We start from the raw sequence: 15,824 nt of genomic DNA, 5'->3' as shown, positions 1-15,824 counted from the left end.
TAATTTGATGGTGTAAAAGTATTGAGGGGCTGCCGCCGACAGAATGATTACGGTTTGCCCGAATAATGATATTGGTCATTTTTTATCTTTATCAGTTGGTTCATCATCCAGCAGGATCCTCACCGATGGGGTATAGAGATCATCATGCTGGCCGTTACGTTGCGCCCAAAAAAAAGCGCCTAAAAACACGAGTGCAAGCAGTACGCTGCAGCCGATCAGGAAATAAATAATGTTCATGATAATTTTCTTTTTTTAGCGGCCAGGTGTGTTGCTATGCTGGTGAACGAAATGATGGTTGCAGTACTTAAAGGCATCAATATGGCCGCAATAAGCGGTGAAAGCCTGCCGCTTACTGCATAGCTTAATCCTATTAGGTTATAGCAAAGCGATATAAAAAACGAGATGTGGATAATGGTAATACTATCCTTTGAGAATTTAAGAAATGCAGGCAGCAACCTGAGCGAACGCCCATCCAAAATAGCATCGCTGCCGGGCGAAAAATTGTTAACGTTATCCGTAATAGCTATCCCCAAATCACTTTGTTTTAAAGCACCCGAATCATTCAAGCCATCACCTATCATCATTACCTTTTTACCGGCCAGCTGTAAAGCCTTTATAAAATCAAGCTTTTGCTGGGGCGATTGGTTAAACAGCATATATCCTTCCCCCTTAAAATAAGGCAGTAAATTTTTCCGCTCCCGGTCCTGGTCGCCCGATAACAGGTAAATTTTATAATCCGCAGCCAGCCGCGCAATATCTTCAAGCCCTTCACGATACTTATTAACAAAGCTGAAATAACCGGCGTATCGCCCGTTAATCATCAGGTGCACTTCGGTTGATTTTGCTATATCTACTCCTCCCGTTAAAAACGACTGGCTGCCGATTTGAACATTATGCCCATCAACCCAGGCAGTAATACCTTTTCCGGCTATTTCCCGGTAATTACTTACCCGAAGTTTTTCTGCCCCTTGGAGGTAATCGCAAATCTGAACGCTTAAGGGATGGGCCGAATTACTGCAAATGCTGTATATGAGTTGTTCCTCGTAACTGCTTAGCTGCGCATTGTTGCTTACACCGTTTTCGCCGCCAATAGTAATGGTGCCGGTTTTATCTAAAACGATGGTATTGATACGGGCCAGTTGTTCAACAACGGCGGTGTTTTTGAGGTAGAAAAAATTACGATCAAAGATACTGAGTGCCGCCGACATAGTGAACGGAGTACTTAAGGCCAGTGCACAGGGGCAGGCTACAATCAACACAGCTGTAAATGCCGAAAAGGCACGGTAAACATCGACCGGCAGCCAGAAAACTAATGAACCCAATGCAATCACCAGTAAAACAATGCTGAAATACTTACTTACCTTTTGGTTAAAGGTTTGCATCCGGTTGTCCTGGCTGCGGCTGAAAGCTTCATTGTTCCACAATTGGGTAAGGTAGCTTTGTGATACAGGTTTAATCACCTCCAGCTCAATGGCTTCGCCCATTTGCCGGCCGCCGGCATAAACCACTTCACCCCAAACCTTTGTCACGGGCACCGATTCGCCGGTAACAAAACTAAAATCAATCCGTGCATCGCCATTCAGCAATATGGCATCGGCGGGTATGATCTCATTACTGCGAATGCGGATCCGCTGACCTACTTTCAAGGCTGATAAGGGCAGCGGCTTCTCAATACCGTTATCAACAGCCTGTACGGCAACAGGGAAAAATGAACGATAGTCACGCTCAAAAGAGATATGGTAATAGGTTTTTCGCTGAACAAATTTACCTACCAGTAAAAAAAATACCAGCCCACAAAGCGTGTCGGCAAATCCAGCCCCCGCATGAGTTAGTACCTCAATCAGCGTGCGCAGAAAAAGCACGGCTATGCCAAGCGCCAGCGGAAAATCGATATTCAATATTTTATTACGGAGGTTTGTATAGGCCGATTGGAAATATTCCCTTCCACAGTAAAACACAACCGGCAGCGAAAACAGCACATTCAACCAGCCAAAAAAATGCCTGAAAGTTTGCTCATATTCTGATAATCCCAAATACTCAGGAAAACTTAGCAGCATCACATTACCAAAACAAAAGCCGGCTACCGCTATCTTTTTTACAAGATTATCGCCAGTGCCGGTTTGTTGTTTTTTAATAACGTCCTGGAGGTTAATAAGTGGCTCATAGCCGATATCAACCAATAGTTCCACAACCTGTCTTAAGCTTATCTCCCTGTTATTAAAGCGCAGACTTACCTGTTTCTTTAAAAAATCAATCCGGCTGTAATAAATGGCAGGGTTAAACCTATTTAACTGCTCAAGCAGCCAAATACAGGAGCTGCAATGGATGTAAGGGATATAAAGCGTTAATATTGTAATATTTTCGTCTGTAAAATCAACCAGGTCGGCCATGATCGAAGGATCATCAAGGTATTCAAACCGCTTTTCCACGTGGGTGCGGGTTGCGCCGGGGTGTTCATTATAACTGTAGTAATTACATAACCCACTATTGGATAGTACTTTATAAACACCTTTACAGCCAGCACAGCAAAAATCTTTGCCATCCAATACATAATGATCTTTATCACAATCGTTACCGCAGTGGTAACAGGTAGTTTGGGTAAGTATATTTACAGCCATTGATGATCTATTTATAAGATCAAAAATGGCTGTAATCCGGCACCTGAAAAATGATGGCTGTTGGATGGAAAAGTGATGAGTATCATTTTTCACAGCTAAAAAACAAAGAGTAACACGCGTTGCTATGTGATCTTATGCGCTCCCTCCCAATCTCCTGTTTTAGAAATGCAACGGCGGAAGCCCTTCAGGCAACACCAGCAGAGGTATTTCAGTATGATGCGAAAGTTTTTCAGTATAACTGATACCAAACAGGCGCTCAAGGGGATTAACTTTACGGTGTACCATCACCAGCATATCGATCACTCCGTGTTCACTGAGCCAATCGAGCCCGCGCATTATACCAGTACCTTTAATGTGCCTGTAATAAATTTTAGGATAGTTGGCTTTACAGGTCACTTCATTTAAAAAAGCTTCTACCTCCTGTTTTTCATCACCTGTTTCATATTTTTCGTCGGTTACGTGGGCTATCAATAGCTCTGCATTAAAATAGCGTGCCAGGCTTGCTACCGAATGGATCATTTCTATATCGCTGTTGTTCAAATCGGTAGCAAAAGCTATTTTGGTTACAGGGTGATATTTTGCTTGCGATGGGATAAGTAAAACCGGAAAGGCAGCATCACTGATCATATCCTGTGTGTTGCTGCCTAAAAAAAATCTGCTCATAGCGCCCGCTCCCGACATACCCATAACAACCATTACGCTCTTGTCTTCATCTATTTTGCCTGTTACCACATCTATTACCTCGCCTACGTCGCAGTACTTAGTAATAAGACTACGGCCTGCCCCCGCTTTGGCGTAAGGGTTTTCCTTTTGCAAGGTTACTGAAAGTTGTTCCAATTCCTTATCCGCATCTGCTTTGAGCGAAGTATAATCTTCTAAAGGCCAGGCTACCTGCGCTGCCATGGGCGTTTCTGAAGGTATTTTAATGGCATGACATAATATCAAGCCCGCTTTGATATTTTGCGCAAGGTTTATAGCATAGCTCGCCGCGTTTTTTGCAGGCTCCGAAAAATCGGTGGGTACTAAAATAGTTTTCATGGCTTAAAGGATTGATTAATGGATATGATTAACGTTTTTTATGATTTGGCTCGATATTGCATAGCTGGCTATCAACTTGGTTATCAATATTATATATGTCGCAATATTTAACCAGCCGCCCGTCAATAATAGCCGCTGTATAACCATCATTTTTTTGCAGGTGTATTCTAAAAACAACAGGTATTTTATCGCTTTCAAGTGTTTTCATAACATCGTTCTTGACGACGTAAAGTTGCAGCGCAGCGGGTGTTAAAATAGTGACGATTGTCATTTATCAATCTGATTGTCAACATCTATAAAACAACATCTAACCCCAAAAACCAATAATAAAAAACTATTTGCCGCGTAAAAAACTTGTACCGCATTGTGAACTTAAGGATACGGGTAAATACTTCGAAAATCATTGCTGCCGGTATAGTAAATATAACCCGGAGATATTTTAACCAATGCGCGAGTGATTTCAATCAACGAATAAAGAAATACAGATCATTTTATCAGAGTACTCTCCGCGTTTCTTTTGCCCGCAAACTAAAAACCGCAAAAAGCGTATTATATGATCATTTACAAAAGCTTCACTTTCGATTCTGCACATTTTTTACCCAACGTTCCGCCGCACCACAAATGCAGGAACATACATGGTCATACCTACCATTTAACAGTTTATTTTGAAGGCGAGGTAACAACACCCGAAGGATGGGTACTTGACTTCGCCCTGATCAAAAACGCGGTTAAACCAATAGTTGATCAGTTGGACCATACCATTCTGAACGAGGTCCATGGTTTGGAAAACCCCACGGCCGAAAACCTGGCCGTATGGATCTGGAACAGCATAACAGGAAAATTGGATGGCCTTACCAAAATTGAATTGAAAGAAACGCCGACATCGGGAGTTATTTACGAGGGAAAATAGCGCGGCTATCTTTCCCATCTTGTATTTTCATGCAGTCTCCCCCCAGATTGAATGTGCCATATCATAACAGGAGGTGATTTTGATCACTATTTAAGCGGCTAAATTCCGCAAGCTTTGTATTAATAAAAAAATCATTAGTCATAAGCCATTGAAAATATGATACCTAAAAAAATGAAAGCCGCCGTAGTGCACGAATTTGGCCAGCCTTTGCAAATAGAAGAAATGCCGGTACGCGAACCGGGCCGGCACGAGATACTGGTTAAAGTAATAGCCAGTGGTGTTTGCCATACCGACCTGCACGCGGCAGACGGCGACTGGCCGGTTAAACCCAAAATGCCGCTGATTCCCGGTCATGAGGCTATTGGTTATGTAGTAGCGCTTGGTCCTGATGTTAAAGGCCTGAAGGAAGGTGATATTGTAGGTGTACCCTGGCTGTACAGCGCCTGCGGATGCTGCGAGTTTTGTATTACCGGTTGGGAAACCTTATGTAACGACCAGCGAAATGGCGGCTATAGCGTTGACGGCGGTTATGCAGAATATGTAGTGGCCGATTCCCGTTATGTTGGGCATTTCCCGGCAGGCTCGGATTGTACCGCGATGGCACCGATCATTTGCGCGGGTGTTACCGTTTACAAAGGCCTTAAAGAAACGGAAACCAAACCCGGCGAATGGGTAGCTATTTCCGGCATAGGTGGCCTTGGGCACTTAGCTGTACAATATGCCAAAGCCATGGGCATGCATGTTGCGGCTATTGATGTAGACGATACAAAACTGGAATTAGCTAAAAACCTTGGCGCCGAGCTGATCGTTAATGCCAAAACTACCGACCCCGGCGCGTTTTTACAAAAAGAAACAGGGGGTATGCATGGCGTGTTGGTTACCGCTGTATCACCCATCGCATTTAAACAAGGTATATCCGCGTTAAGAAGAAAAGGGACTATCGCGCTGAATGGATTACCGCCCGGTAGTTTCGACCTCCCCATATTTGAAACCGTGCTGAACCGCTATACCATCAGGGGATCAATTGTAGGTACCCGTAAAGACCTGCAGGAAGCTATCGGGTTCGCCGTGGAAGGAAAAGTTAAAGCCACCATACATACCGCGAAGTTAGAAGACATCAATACAATTTTGGCCGACCTGAAAAATGGTAAGGTAGACGGCCGGATTGTACTTGAAATAGCTAAACCCTAATCTGCAAATAACAAAAACTTTACCGCAGGCCGGATCAAACTGCTCATTGACGCAATATACCGTACCTAAGCGCCTCCTCAAACTAAATTACTTTAAAAAGATCCGCTCCCTGGGCGGATCTTTTTTATTGCGGGCAGCGTCGGTATTATGCTCGATTCCGGGTTGTCTCCGGTAATAAACCGGGTAAACGTGAAATGATAAGTATCATGAGAACAACTGTTTCCTGTCAGGCAAAATTTATCACCTGCGGGATACATTTGACCCATAATTTAATACAAATCATTATGAAAAAGATTTTCTTTACTACCGTAATCTTATTTTTATTAAACGGGATAACCGCTTTCGCTCAGCAAAAAAATGAATGGGACATCCGCATCAGGGCAATTGGGGTTATCCCCCAGGAAAGCGCGACGATAGGCGTTATCGGCGGAAACGTGAACATTTCCAATACCGTTGTTCCCGAGCTCGATTTTACCTACTTTTTTGCCAAAAACTTTTCTGCAGAATTAATCCTGGCGACAACAAAACACCAGGTAAAAACAAAAGGCTCCAACCTGAGTGCTATTGGTGCCGGCTCTTCGGCCGATGTTGATCTCGGTAAAGTATGGTTGCTTCCGCCTACGCTTACTTTGCAATATCATTTGCCCACAGGTACCCTTTTTAAACCCTATATCGGCGCGGGGCTTAACTACACTATTTTTTACAATGCCGATAAAGGTCCAACCGTAGGCGGCATTGATTACAACAACAGTTTTGCTTTTGCAACTCAGTTGGGTGCTGATCTCGATATCAGTAAAAAAGTATTCTTGAATATTGATCTGAAGAAAATATTTCTCTCTACCGATGTAAAGGTTGATGCATCCAATTTAACGCCTGCGGGCAAACCCGAACTTGCGCCGGTTTTGAAAAACATACCGGCTGATGTAAAAATCAGGCCCTGGATCATCGGCGTAGGTATGGGTTACCGTTTTTAATTTCTTATCGCAAAAATGCCGCGTGAAAACCTGGTGTACTAAGACTACACCCCGTCAGTAAAAGAATACGACTTCACGAAGTTAAGGGCAGAACAAACGTTTCAATATTATATCGCCCAGTCATCGCTGTCGGTTTTGTTTATACGGAAAAGAATGCCCGATATCCAAAGTAACACACCGGTGAGCAATAATTTCTGATTCATTTCGGGCAAGCGGTGACCTGGGCTGGTTAACCATAAAAACAATTCTGTCAATAACACCAGTATCGTGAGCATACCGATGAGCATTTCACTCCATTGTTGCCTGTCCATATCCGTTAAATTCTGTGAGGTTTTTCTGCCGGAAGATACCCCGGACAATCAATTTGATATTACAGGTTAGCTCCTCAAGTGTACAGGATATCGACTTGATTTTTACCGGGATTTCATCCGTCGTTTCCATCAGGTCGATATGCAGTAAATCGGAGCCCGAAGGTTCTCTACCCTTAAAGCTGTCAAAAAGCAGGTCGGCGAAATTTCGGTCATTACCCAGAAAATACTGTCCATAACTATCAAATCCTGCCGGTGTTCTAACGCTCAGCAAAATATAAAACCCGAGTTCCATAGCTATAAATTAAAGGCTCCTGCTTTAACAGGAGCCTCATTTAAAAAACTAATCCACTTATTTAATTTCAATTTGCCTGCGTATAGCCTTAGCTTCTTCGTGTTTAGCAATATCGATCTTCAGGACGCCGTCTGTATAAGACGCCTCAATATTTTCGGCGTTGGCGCTGTCGGGCAACGTAAACGAACGTACAAATGAACTGTAACTATACTCACGTTTACTGTAATTTTTTTGAACGTCGCTGCTTTCGTTTTGTCGTTCTACCGAAATGTGCAGCACATTGCGATCAAGGTTAATTTTGAAATCTTCTTTTTTCAGGCCGGGCGCAGCCAGTTCAACATGATAATGATCCTCGGTTTCGCTGATGTTAGCTGCGGGAACGCGCGCTACCAGGCGGTCATTGAAAAAAGAATCGTTTAAGATTGATTCAAAAACATCATTAAATGACGGTAATAACGAACTGTTATTCTTTTTGTCGGCATTAAATTTAACCAATGTCATAGGTCTTCCTCCTTAAATAAATTAATGATTAAAACTTATATTAATTAAACCAGTTCATTCAATTCAAAGCCAATGCCAGTAGAATAAACACTTGAGATCACTGAAAAAATTTCACAAAAAATGCTTTTTTTTCAGTTCGACCTGACAAATATTCAATATACCATTTGCTTTTTAACATTTGCATTAAAACAAAGCAACAATGGTTGATATTTTTACGACCGTGTGCCGCTTTGTTCAAGATAAAAAAGCATTAGTAGAATCGCGGCAAACTAAAATATCCACCGTTCTTTGGCCCCAAAACAATAACTATTTTATTTTGGTTTGAATCATAAAGTACAAAATCATGGTGCCTATCAGGTTAATAACAGATGATGTGAACAGAAGGATCAGTTACTTTTATTCCAAACCATTTTATGCCAGTTTTGGATTGATGTTTAACCTTTGCTTCGGAGCACCCTTAATAGTCTTTTTTGGCAGCATGGGCGGCTGGAAAATATATGTACCATTGCTGCTTGCGTGGGCTGGTATTTTTTACCTGATCCTTTCTGTTAAATCAAAAAAGATCAAAAAAGCCAAAGAGGTTTATGAATTCGGTTATGAAACTACTATCTATTTTCAGGGGATAGATTATAATTACAGCGTACAGGTAAACGGAGCGCCGCAACCGATGATCCTCCTCCGCATAAACAGCGAAACTATCAAGGTTAAAACATTTAACCAGCGCGTGATCAGGGCATTTGACGTTCCCGTTCAAAAGGCTTATATGATGGATAAATACCCGGATATCATACTACCCGAAAATCTTTTTTCGATGAATATGGCTAACCCGTCGACTAAATTAAGATCGATTGACATGTAGGAAATTGCAATAAAATAACTCCTCCTCAAACTGGCGCTGGCGGAGGGCGAAGACTTTCCTTTTGCTGTTTCATTTCCATTGATTGTTATAGTCACTTTGGTTATGCAGCACGAGCTCATTTCATAGGCTCAGGCTATGTTTCAGACCTTTTTTTATCAATATAAATTTGCCAGCCGTCCTTAATAATTGCACCCGAGTCGATCAGTATTTCCATGATTTCCAGGTGGCCGGGTCTCCGGCTGTTGTACAGACCCCAAAGCGTGGAGCCCAATACAGTGCCTCCGTATCCATTCAATGCTTCCATGTCTGCGCCTTCGTTCAGCAGCATCTTTACCAGTTCTACCTGCCCCCCGTAGGCTGCCGAATGGAGTGGCGTGGTATTGTCCCAAACGGTGCGTACGCCGCAGCCATGCTTCAGTAAAAATTCAACTACCGGGCGATGACCGCAAACACAAGCCCAGATCAGGCAGCCATCGCGCTTCGCAGCCATGCTTTTACTAATAAGTTCTCCCTGATCATTAAAATAAGATTTAACCTTTTCCAGGTCGCCAATACCACCGGCACCTTCCAATTCAACTTCCGCGCCTTTGGAAGCAAGATAACGGACAGGTTCATAACGGCCATTATGCAGACAGGCCAGGATCAGGTTGCCATCGGTATAATCCGCAGCTACCGCATGATTGGGGTCGGCACCATGCCTGATCAGGATATCCATCAGGTCCTCCTGTACCCCGGCTATAACCGGGTGCGCACTTGTGGCAACAAGCCCGAGGGTAGATGTTCCCCGGTACATATCGCCCCAGGCCTCAGCTTCTGCGCCTGCATCTAAAAGTATAGCCGCAATTTCCACGGCATTTTGTGGCGTTTTCTGGCGCCATACTTCAAAGCCATTTGCACCAACATAATTTAACAATGTGCTGTGATGATTGCGCCGCGAACGCTCATTTATCAGGCCAGGCCTTTGTGCCAGCAGGCTTTTGAGTGTACCTGCATCTCCGGCAGCTATAGCATCTGCCGCTTGCTCAAATTGCTGCAAGGACGGATTTGCTGATAACCCGGTTTTAAATTTTTCATAATGTGCCCAGCTATCAAAATAGTTTGCATGAGATATAATTAACCGGGCATTCTCCTCGGGGCTATTTTCCGGTTGATAACCCGTATCCCCAAACCACTGCGACAACTGTGACCTATCGCCATAATTCAGTATAAAATCAGCCAGGGTAGTAACATTGCCATCGCGGGCTGCCTGGTCTGCTATACTCTTTTGGGTTATAGATATGTCAGTCATGATTTTATTCGTTAAAACTTCATTTTTTTAGAAGTATAAAACTGGCAATCTTAAAGCCTGATTTAAGTGATTTATATATTGGCAATTGTTTATCAAATATACATTAGTCAAATCTTGTTAGCTATTCTTTTTCGGCCGGTAAGCGGTCATTTCCTCCTCCTTAACCTGACTTTTGCATCCGTTAATGTCTGTCTGAAGGATTAGTTAGTCCGCTTCACCATAAAGGAGCTTTATAACGGATAGCTACTGCTGTAGTTTTACCAAAAATTAGATACTCAAACAATGAAAACTGTAAAAAACCTTCTTGTAAGTACCATTATTGCAGGAACCTTTCTGGTGCAGGGCACAACCGGCTATGCGCAAACGGGAACTCCTGCCGAAGTACAATCCAATGAAGTCATTCGCCCTTTCAAGGTTTATATTCCTCAAAAAAAACTCACTGATCTTAAACGCCGCATAGCAGCAACGCGCTGGCCAGATCATGAAACCGTTGCCGACCGTTCACAAGGTGCTCAGCTTGAAAAGCTACAGGAACTTGTTAATTATTGGGGCAAGGGCTACGATTGGCGCAAAGCTGAAGAAAAACTAAATGCTTTGCCACAATTTACAACTACAATTGATGGCGTTAACATCCACTTTATTCATGTACGCTCACCATACAAAAATGCATTGCCGCTCATTATTTCACATGGCTGGCCTGGTTCTGTGTTTGAATTACTTAAGATCATTGGCCCGCTTACTAATCCGACCGCATTTGGGGGCCGGGCAGAAGATGCTTTTGATGTAGTGATTCCATCCCTACCGGGTTATGGCTTCTCTGGCAAACCAACCGAAGCTGGCTGGGGCCCAGAGCGCATTGCCCGCGCATGGGATGTGCTTATGAAACGACTTGGATACACCCATTACGCGGCACAAGGCGGCGATTGGGGCGCAGTTATCACCGAAGCAATGGGCAGGCAGGCGCCGGCAGGTTTGGCAGGCATTCACCTCAATTTACCGGCCACAATACCTGTTGAAGTAGATGCGGCGCTTACCACCGGCAGCCCCGCTCCTGCCGGACTTTCAGGTAAAGAACTTGATGTATTTAATGCCTTAAGCAAATACAGAAAAACAGGCGCCGCTGCATACAACGTAATAATGACTGCCAGGCCACAGGCCATTGGCTATGGCTTAACAGATTCACCTGCCGGCCTTGCAGCCTGGTTACTAATTCATCCCGGTTTTTCACAATGGACTTATGATGATGACCCAGACAAATACCCAACAAAAGATGAAGTACTCGACGACTTTACTTTGTACTGGCTTACAAACAGCAGTACTTCTGCAGCGCGCCTTTATTGGGAAAATGCCGGACGCGGCCCCATAAGCGCCACTGCGCAAAAAACCACCGAGATCAAATTGCCGGTAGCTATTACCGTATTTCCGGAAGATGTTTATCGCGCTCCCGAAACCTGGGCCCTGCGTGCATATCCTAACCTTACTTATTTTCATGAGGTTGACAAGGGTGGTCACTTCGCAGCGTGGGAACAACCACAATTATTTACTGAAGAGTTGCGTGCAGCATTCAAACAACTGCGTTAATTTACTTTAGGGTAATGGAGTAATCACATTGCCTGCTTTTAAATAAATTACAAACAATTAAAATCAAAAAAAACATGAAAACTAATAAAAACAAATTGGCTACTGCCATTATTATCACAGCTCTTGCAGTACTTACACTTCCATCATCTGTCCTGGCTCAGCAAACGGTAACTGGCCGCACGGAGTTACAGCGACATGACCTTAGTGTTCCTGGCCGCGAAATGGTGCAGATCCGTGTAGATATTGAAAAAGGGAAGGCTTATCCTGAGCATAAACACCCCGGCGAAGAAATTATTTATGTACTTGAAGGGTTACTGGAATACCAGGTAGCAGGCCAACAACCGGTAACACTTAAAGCAGGCGATGTTTTGTTCATTCCTTACGGAACCGTGCATTCGGTAAAAAATGTGGGTACTACTAAGGCGAGTGAGCTTGCCACCTATATTGTTGAAAAAGATAAACCACTTGTTACATTGATCAAGTAAGGTCCATTATAGATTTTGGAAGTATCGATCCCCAATCTCATCAATAATCATTGCGATCAATACTTCCAAAATTGCTTCGGGCACAGCTTTATAAGCTTGATTTAAACCGGTAAGCTCCCGGCATCAAACGATAAATTGCTTTCTTTCCTTCAAACCTGATAAAGCTGATACCCTTTGCCCTCGCCACAGGCTTACCACCTTCTGTTATCCCTTTAACAGTACTTGCCGGAAGAAACAATGTAGCTGTGGTATTCGCCGGAACAGTTGCATCATAGGTCAATGTTTTACCGCTTACGGACCAGCTACTGTTTATGCGCCCATAAAGCGAATCATAAGATCCTTTAGCCCAGGTCATCTCCCCGGTCGGGTCAGGTTCAGGCTGCAAAATAAATTTCTTAAAACCAGGTTCATCACGCTGGATTCCGATGGAATAAGCAATCATCCATTGACCAACAGCACCAAATGAATAGTGGTTAAAAGAATTCATGCTGTTATTACCGCCAAAGCCGTTTTCTACAGTATACCCGTTCAGCCGTTCCCAGATAGTTGTAGCGCCCTGGTCAATAGCATACAGCCATGACGGGTAATGCTCGTTCTGCAACATTTTATAAGCAAGTTCCGAGTGCCCATGATCTGAAAGCGCCTTACTGATACCCCCTGTGCCTACAAAGCCGGTCATGAGGGAATAAGCCGGGCGGACGATCTCCTGATCATCTTTGTTCTCGCGTTCAACGGCAGCCTCAAGGTTCTTTGCCATATAACTGACATTTTCGTCGCTGAATACACCAAGAGCTAAACCTGTTGCATAGGCGGTTTGTGTATCCGAAACTTTAAACTCTTTCTTGCCCGGCTCGCCGAACATCCCACCACCAACAAAACCTACTGCCTTTTTATCAGCGTTAACAAATGTTTTGTTGAAGAAAGCTTTTCGCTCTTCATATTTTTTCCTGAATTTCTCAGCATCATCTTTCTTTCCTAAAATGCCAGCCACCTTTGCCATAATGCCCAAATCATAAACATGATAAGCCGTAACCGGGAAAGCAGTGCCAAGCTGCATATACTGTGGCCCAAGCCAATCGCCCAGCACACCATCCGTACTGAAGCCGGTTTTAGGATCAATAGTTGAGTCGATGTAATCCATATACCTGCACATGGCATCATAATGTTCGGCAAGTAATGATACATCATTATATTGCTGGTAAGTTTCCCAGGCTACAGTAATGCCTGCACTCCCCCAGATCACACCACCAAAGCCACCACCAACTGGTGCTATATCGGTAAATCGCCCTTGCTCAGTTTGCAAATCACGCATGGCCAGCATATGTCTGCGCAGGAACTGATCGGCATTGGATACATAGGTTGCAGTACGCGAAAAAATACTGATATCGCCCGACCAGCCCATCCGCTCATTCCTTTGCGGGCAATCGGTTGGTATAGTGAGGAAGTTATCGATGTTTGACCACGTTAGGTTGGACCATAGCTTGTTTACCTTTGGATTGGAGGTAGTATAATTGGCAGTGAGTTTTTTTACGGAACTTATAACCAGGCCTTGTACATCCTCTAACGGCAGAGGCTTGTCAATGCCGGTAATTTCGATATATTGATAACCATGCGATGTAAAATGCGGTTGGATCACCTGATCGCCATCCTTCATGATATAAAGATCCTGACTCAGCGCTGCGCGGTAATTTTCGGTCATGATCATTCCTACATTTTTACCAGACTCCTTCAGGTTGGGATACAGGATTTCGGCATAACGCAAGGTCAGTTTTTTTCCGGCGATACCATTTTTGATGCTGATCTTGGGCACACCTACAAAATTTTGTCCCATGTTATATACATAAACACCTTTTCTAACTTCCCTCACTCCTTTTGCAGTAAGGGTTTTATAAATTCCTGCCGATGTTCCGATCTGCCCGATCATCGAAATATGATCAAAATCCAGCGGGATCTTTTTCCCGAAATAGTCGACGTCATCCCCCGTATATGTTGTTCCTTTTAGAGATACTTCCTGCGCTTTTTGCCAGTTGTGATCATCATAAGCTACCGTGTTCCAGTCTTTAATTGCAACTTCCTTTGTGGCATCGTCAACCTCGCCCATATCCAGACTGCTGTAAACAACAGGGCCATCGTTAAAATATTTCCAGTTTTTGTTATTGGTTTTGATCACTTCCTCCGAACCATCAGTATAAGTAATAACCAGCTTGGCTAATAAGGATTGCCTGTCGCCAAAATGGTTCCAGACCGAGCCGTAGCTTAACAACCCACTCCACCAGCCTTCACCAAGCATAGCTCCGATAGCGTTTTTACCTTTGGCTATCATATTGGTAACATCATAGGTTTGATAAAGATGAGTTTTGTTGTATTGTGTAAGGCCGGGGTTGTAATAATCGTTACCTACCCGTTTACCATTAAGATAAATTTCATAGATGCCTCTTGCAGTGACATAAAGCCTTGCTTTCGAAATAGCTTTATTCGCACTAAACACCGACCGCAGCATGGGCATAGCGTTATGACTGGGATCGGCAAGGATAAATGCGCCTGCACTTCCGCCATCTACCTCATATTTCCCATCTTTTATAACTAAACCGGATGAAGGGGTAATAACAGCTTCTTTAAAAATCCCTTTGTAATTATTTTCTTCGGGCTTTTCGCTGAATAAATTGTTGCGCGGCGACCTGAAATTGGAAACCGTCAGCTCAGAAAATTCGGCTTTCTGACCTTTATCTACAGAAAAACCTATCTCCCCAAGCATTCCAAAAGAGATTACATCATGGCGGCCAAGCGGATTAAGTGTTATCACGGCGTCGCGGTTTGCAGGCACAGGCTGGGCTATAGCAGTTGCATCTTTCTCATCGGCTAAAAATGTTTTATTATCATCAACAGTGAATGTAAGTGTACCAAGCTCATTATTGATCAATATGGAGTGCTGTTTGTTCTTATTACCGTTGCCAATCAGGTCGGTTTTTATTGGAAAACTTTTAAATACTTTACCCAATGTATCTTTTTCCGAATACCCTGCTCTGTATACGTTGATGCGTGCATTGCTTCCCTGATCCAGACCTGAAATATCCACCTCCACTTTAAAATAAGATTGGTTCTTTTTATTGGCAAGCTGAAAAATGTTCCTGTTACTATCCATCAGCCGTGGGTCATTAGCGGCAAAAATCATGCTTGCCCTGGAGCTGCCCGGAGCGATAGCCACTTTATATTTCAGGTTATACAGCGGCAGGTAATGTGCATAAAGCACCAGGTCATTATCTCCTCCCCCTATCCATTGCGCGCCATCCCATGCCGACATTCCCGTGTCCATGAGCCCCGTTTCAAACCAGGAGCCCGAGGAAGAAACACCGCCTGCCTGATCCCAAACAGTTACCGTCCAGCTATAGCGGGTTGCGGCTTTAAGCGGCGAGCCTGCGTAAACCACAGCTAAGGCTGTTCCGCTTTTTATTCTGGTGCTATTCCATACCACTTTTCCCTGTGCATCTTTTACGATGATCTGATAAGCAACCTGGTTATAGCCTCTCGATCCTTCAGTGGCCAGCATTTGCCAGCTAAACCGGGGCAGTTTAACATCAATCCCAATAGGATGATCAGTATATTCCACCTGTAGGTTAACTATCCGGGTCCCTTTTACAGCACCGTAAAGGTTAATTTGTATAAATGAAAATAACATTAATAAAATCAGGATAGCCGGTTTAGCTATCGGGGCAGGATTTTTTGTCATAATTGGGTTTACAGTAAAAATAATTGGTAAAGCAATATGCTAATTAAAA

The 15,824-nt window shown here is 43.6% G+C and carries 15 protein-coding genes; 6 read left to right on the top strand and 9 right to left on the bottom strand.

The features are described from left to right. Positions 1-75: 75 nt before the first annotated feature. From ccoS to ACP26M_RS02345, 4 genes are all read right to left on the bottom strand, one after another. Positions 76-237, bottom strand: a complete 162-nt coding sequence (gene ccoS, locus ACP26M_RS02360) for a cbb3-type cytochrome oxidase assembly protein CcoS (protein WP_091170101.1) — start codon at positions 235-237, stop codon at positions 76-78. Beyond that, entirely contained in the window at positions 234-2,618 is a 2,385-nt protein-coding gene (locus ACP26M_RS02355; RefSeq protein WP_426585805.1) for a heavy metal translocating P-type ATPase, read from the bottom strand. Before ACP26M_RS02355 ends, ccoS begins: the two co-directional genes overlap by 4 nt. Positions 2,619-2,777: 159 nt before the next feature. Next, entirely contained in the window at positions 2,778-3,656 is an 879-nt protein-coding gene (locus ACP26M_RS02350) for a universal stress protein (RefSeq protein ID WP_426585803.1), read from the bottom strand. Positions 3,657-3,684: 28 nt separating this feature from the next. Next, a complete protein-coding gene (locus tag ACP26M_RS02345) occupies positions 3,685-3,864 on the bottom strand; it encodes a hypothetical protein (RefSeq protein WP_426585801.1) in 180 nt (59 codons plus the stop codon). A 345-nt stretch (positions 3,865-4,209) separates the two neighbouring features. Between ACP26M_RS02345 and queD the strand changes: the two genes are divergently transcribed. The 3 genes from queD (at position 4,210) to ACP26M_RS02330 (ending at position 6,731) form a co-directional block, all read left to right on the top strand. Further along, the gene (gene queD / locus ACP26M_RS02340) at positions 4,210-4,566 is read left to right on the top strand and encodes a 6-carboxytetrahydropterin synthase QueD (RefSeq protein ID WP_426585799.1); all 357 of its coding nucleotides are present in this window, start codon (positions 4,210-4,212) and stop codon (positions 4,564-4,566) included. Between the two features lie 156 nt (positions 4,567-4,722). Continuing rightward, positions 4,723-5,757, top strand: coding sequence for an alcohol dehydrogenase AdhP (adhP, locus tag ACP26M_RS02335; protein WP_426585797.1), 1,035 nt, complete (start codon positions 4,723-4,725; stop codon positions 5,755-5,757). Between the two features lie 284 nt (positions 5,758-6,041). Next, positions 6,042-6,731 (top strand): OmpW/AlkL family protein, encoded by a 690-nt coding sequence (locus tag ACP26M_RS02330; RefSeq protein ID WP_426585795.1) that lies wholly within the window; start codon positions 6,042-6,044, stop codon positions 6,729-6,731. Between the two features lie 107 nt (positions 6,732-6,838). On the opposite strand, the gene ACP26M_RS02325 is transcribed toward ACP26M_RS02330, so the two are convergent. From ACP26M_RS02325 to ACP26M_RS02315, 3 genes are read right to left on the bottom strand one after another with little or no spacing between them, the layout of a single operon-like run. After that, positions 6,839-7,042, bottom strand: coding sequence for a hypothetical protein (locus tag ACP26M_RS02325; RefSeq protein ID WP_426585793.1), 204 nt, complete (start codon positions 7,040-7,042; stop codon positions 6,839-6,841). Further along, entirely contained in the window at positions 7,020-7,334 is a 315-nt protein-coding gene (locus ACP26M_RS02320; protein ID WP_426585791.1) for a hypothetical protein, read from the bottom strand. The genes ACP26M_RS02325 and ACP26M_RS02320 overlap by 23 nt, the downstream gene beginning before the upstream one ends. A 57-nt stretch (positions 7,335-7,391) precedes the next feature. Beyond that, complete coding sequence (locus tag ACP26M_RS02315) at positions 7,392-7,835, bottom strand: Hsp20/alpha crystallin family protein (protein ID WP_426585789.1); 444 nt, start codon at positions 7,833-7,835, stop codon at positions 7,392-7,394. 343 nt (positions 7,836-8,178) lie between these two features. On the opposite strand from ACP26M_RS02315, the gene ACP26M_RS02310 reads away from it, so the two are divergent. Further along, positions 8,179-8,694, top strand: coding sequence for a hypothetical protein (locus ACP26M_RS02310; RefSeq protein WP_426585787.1), 516 nt, complete (start codon positions 8,179-8,181; stop codon positions 8,692-8,694). A 133-nt stretch (positions 8,695-8,827) separates the two neighbouring features. On the opposite strand, the gene ACP26M_RS02305 is transcribed toward ACP26M_RS02310, so the two are convergent. Then, entirely contained in the window at positions 8,828-9,982 is a 1,155-nt protein-coding gene (locus tag ACP26M_RS02305; protein ID WP_426585785.1) for an ankyrin repeat domain-containing protein, read from the bottom strand. Positions 9,983-10,264: 282 nt separating this feature from the next. Between ACP26M_RS02305 and ACP26M_RS02300 the strand changes: the two genes are divergently transcribed. Together ACP26M_RS02300 and ACP26M_RS02295 are read left to right on the top strand one after the other, a co-directional pair. Then, positions 10,265-11,563 carry an epoxide hydrolase family protein gene (locus tag ACP26M_RS02300; protein WP_426585783.1) on the top strand — a complete coding sequence of 433 codons (1,299 nt, stop codon included), beginning with the start codon at positions 10,265-10,267 and terminating at the stop codon, positions 11,561-11,563. Between the two features lie 74 nt (positions 11,564-11,637). Further along, the gene (locus tag ACP26M_RS02295; RefSeq protein WP_176628627.1) at positions 11,638-12,048 is read left to right on the top strand and encodes a cupin domain-containing protein; all 411 of its coding nucleotides are present in this window, start codon (positions 11,638-11,640) and stop codon (positions 12,046-12,048) included. An 88-nt stretch (positions 12,049-12,136) separates the two neighbouring features. Here ACP26M_RS02295 and ACP26M_RS02290 read toward each other — a convergent pair whose 3' ends face one another. Next, entirely contained in the window at positions 12,137-15,775 is a 3,639-nt protein-coding gene (locus ACP26M_RS02290; protein ID WP_426585780.1) for a family 78 glycoside hydrolase catalytic domain, read from the bottom strand. Positions 15,776-15,824: the final 49 nt, after the last annotated feature.

Origin of the sequence: Mucilaginibacter sp. R-33, from assembly GCF_049949235.1 — a bacterium.
Lineage (GTDB): Bacteria > Bacteroidota > Bacteroidia > Sphingobacteriales > Sphingobacteriaceae > Mucilaginibacter.
The sequence above is the reverse complement of the archived record's forward strand: the minus strand, read 5'-3'. Positions and strand labels throughout refer to the sequence as shown.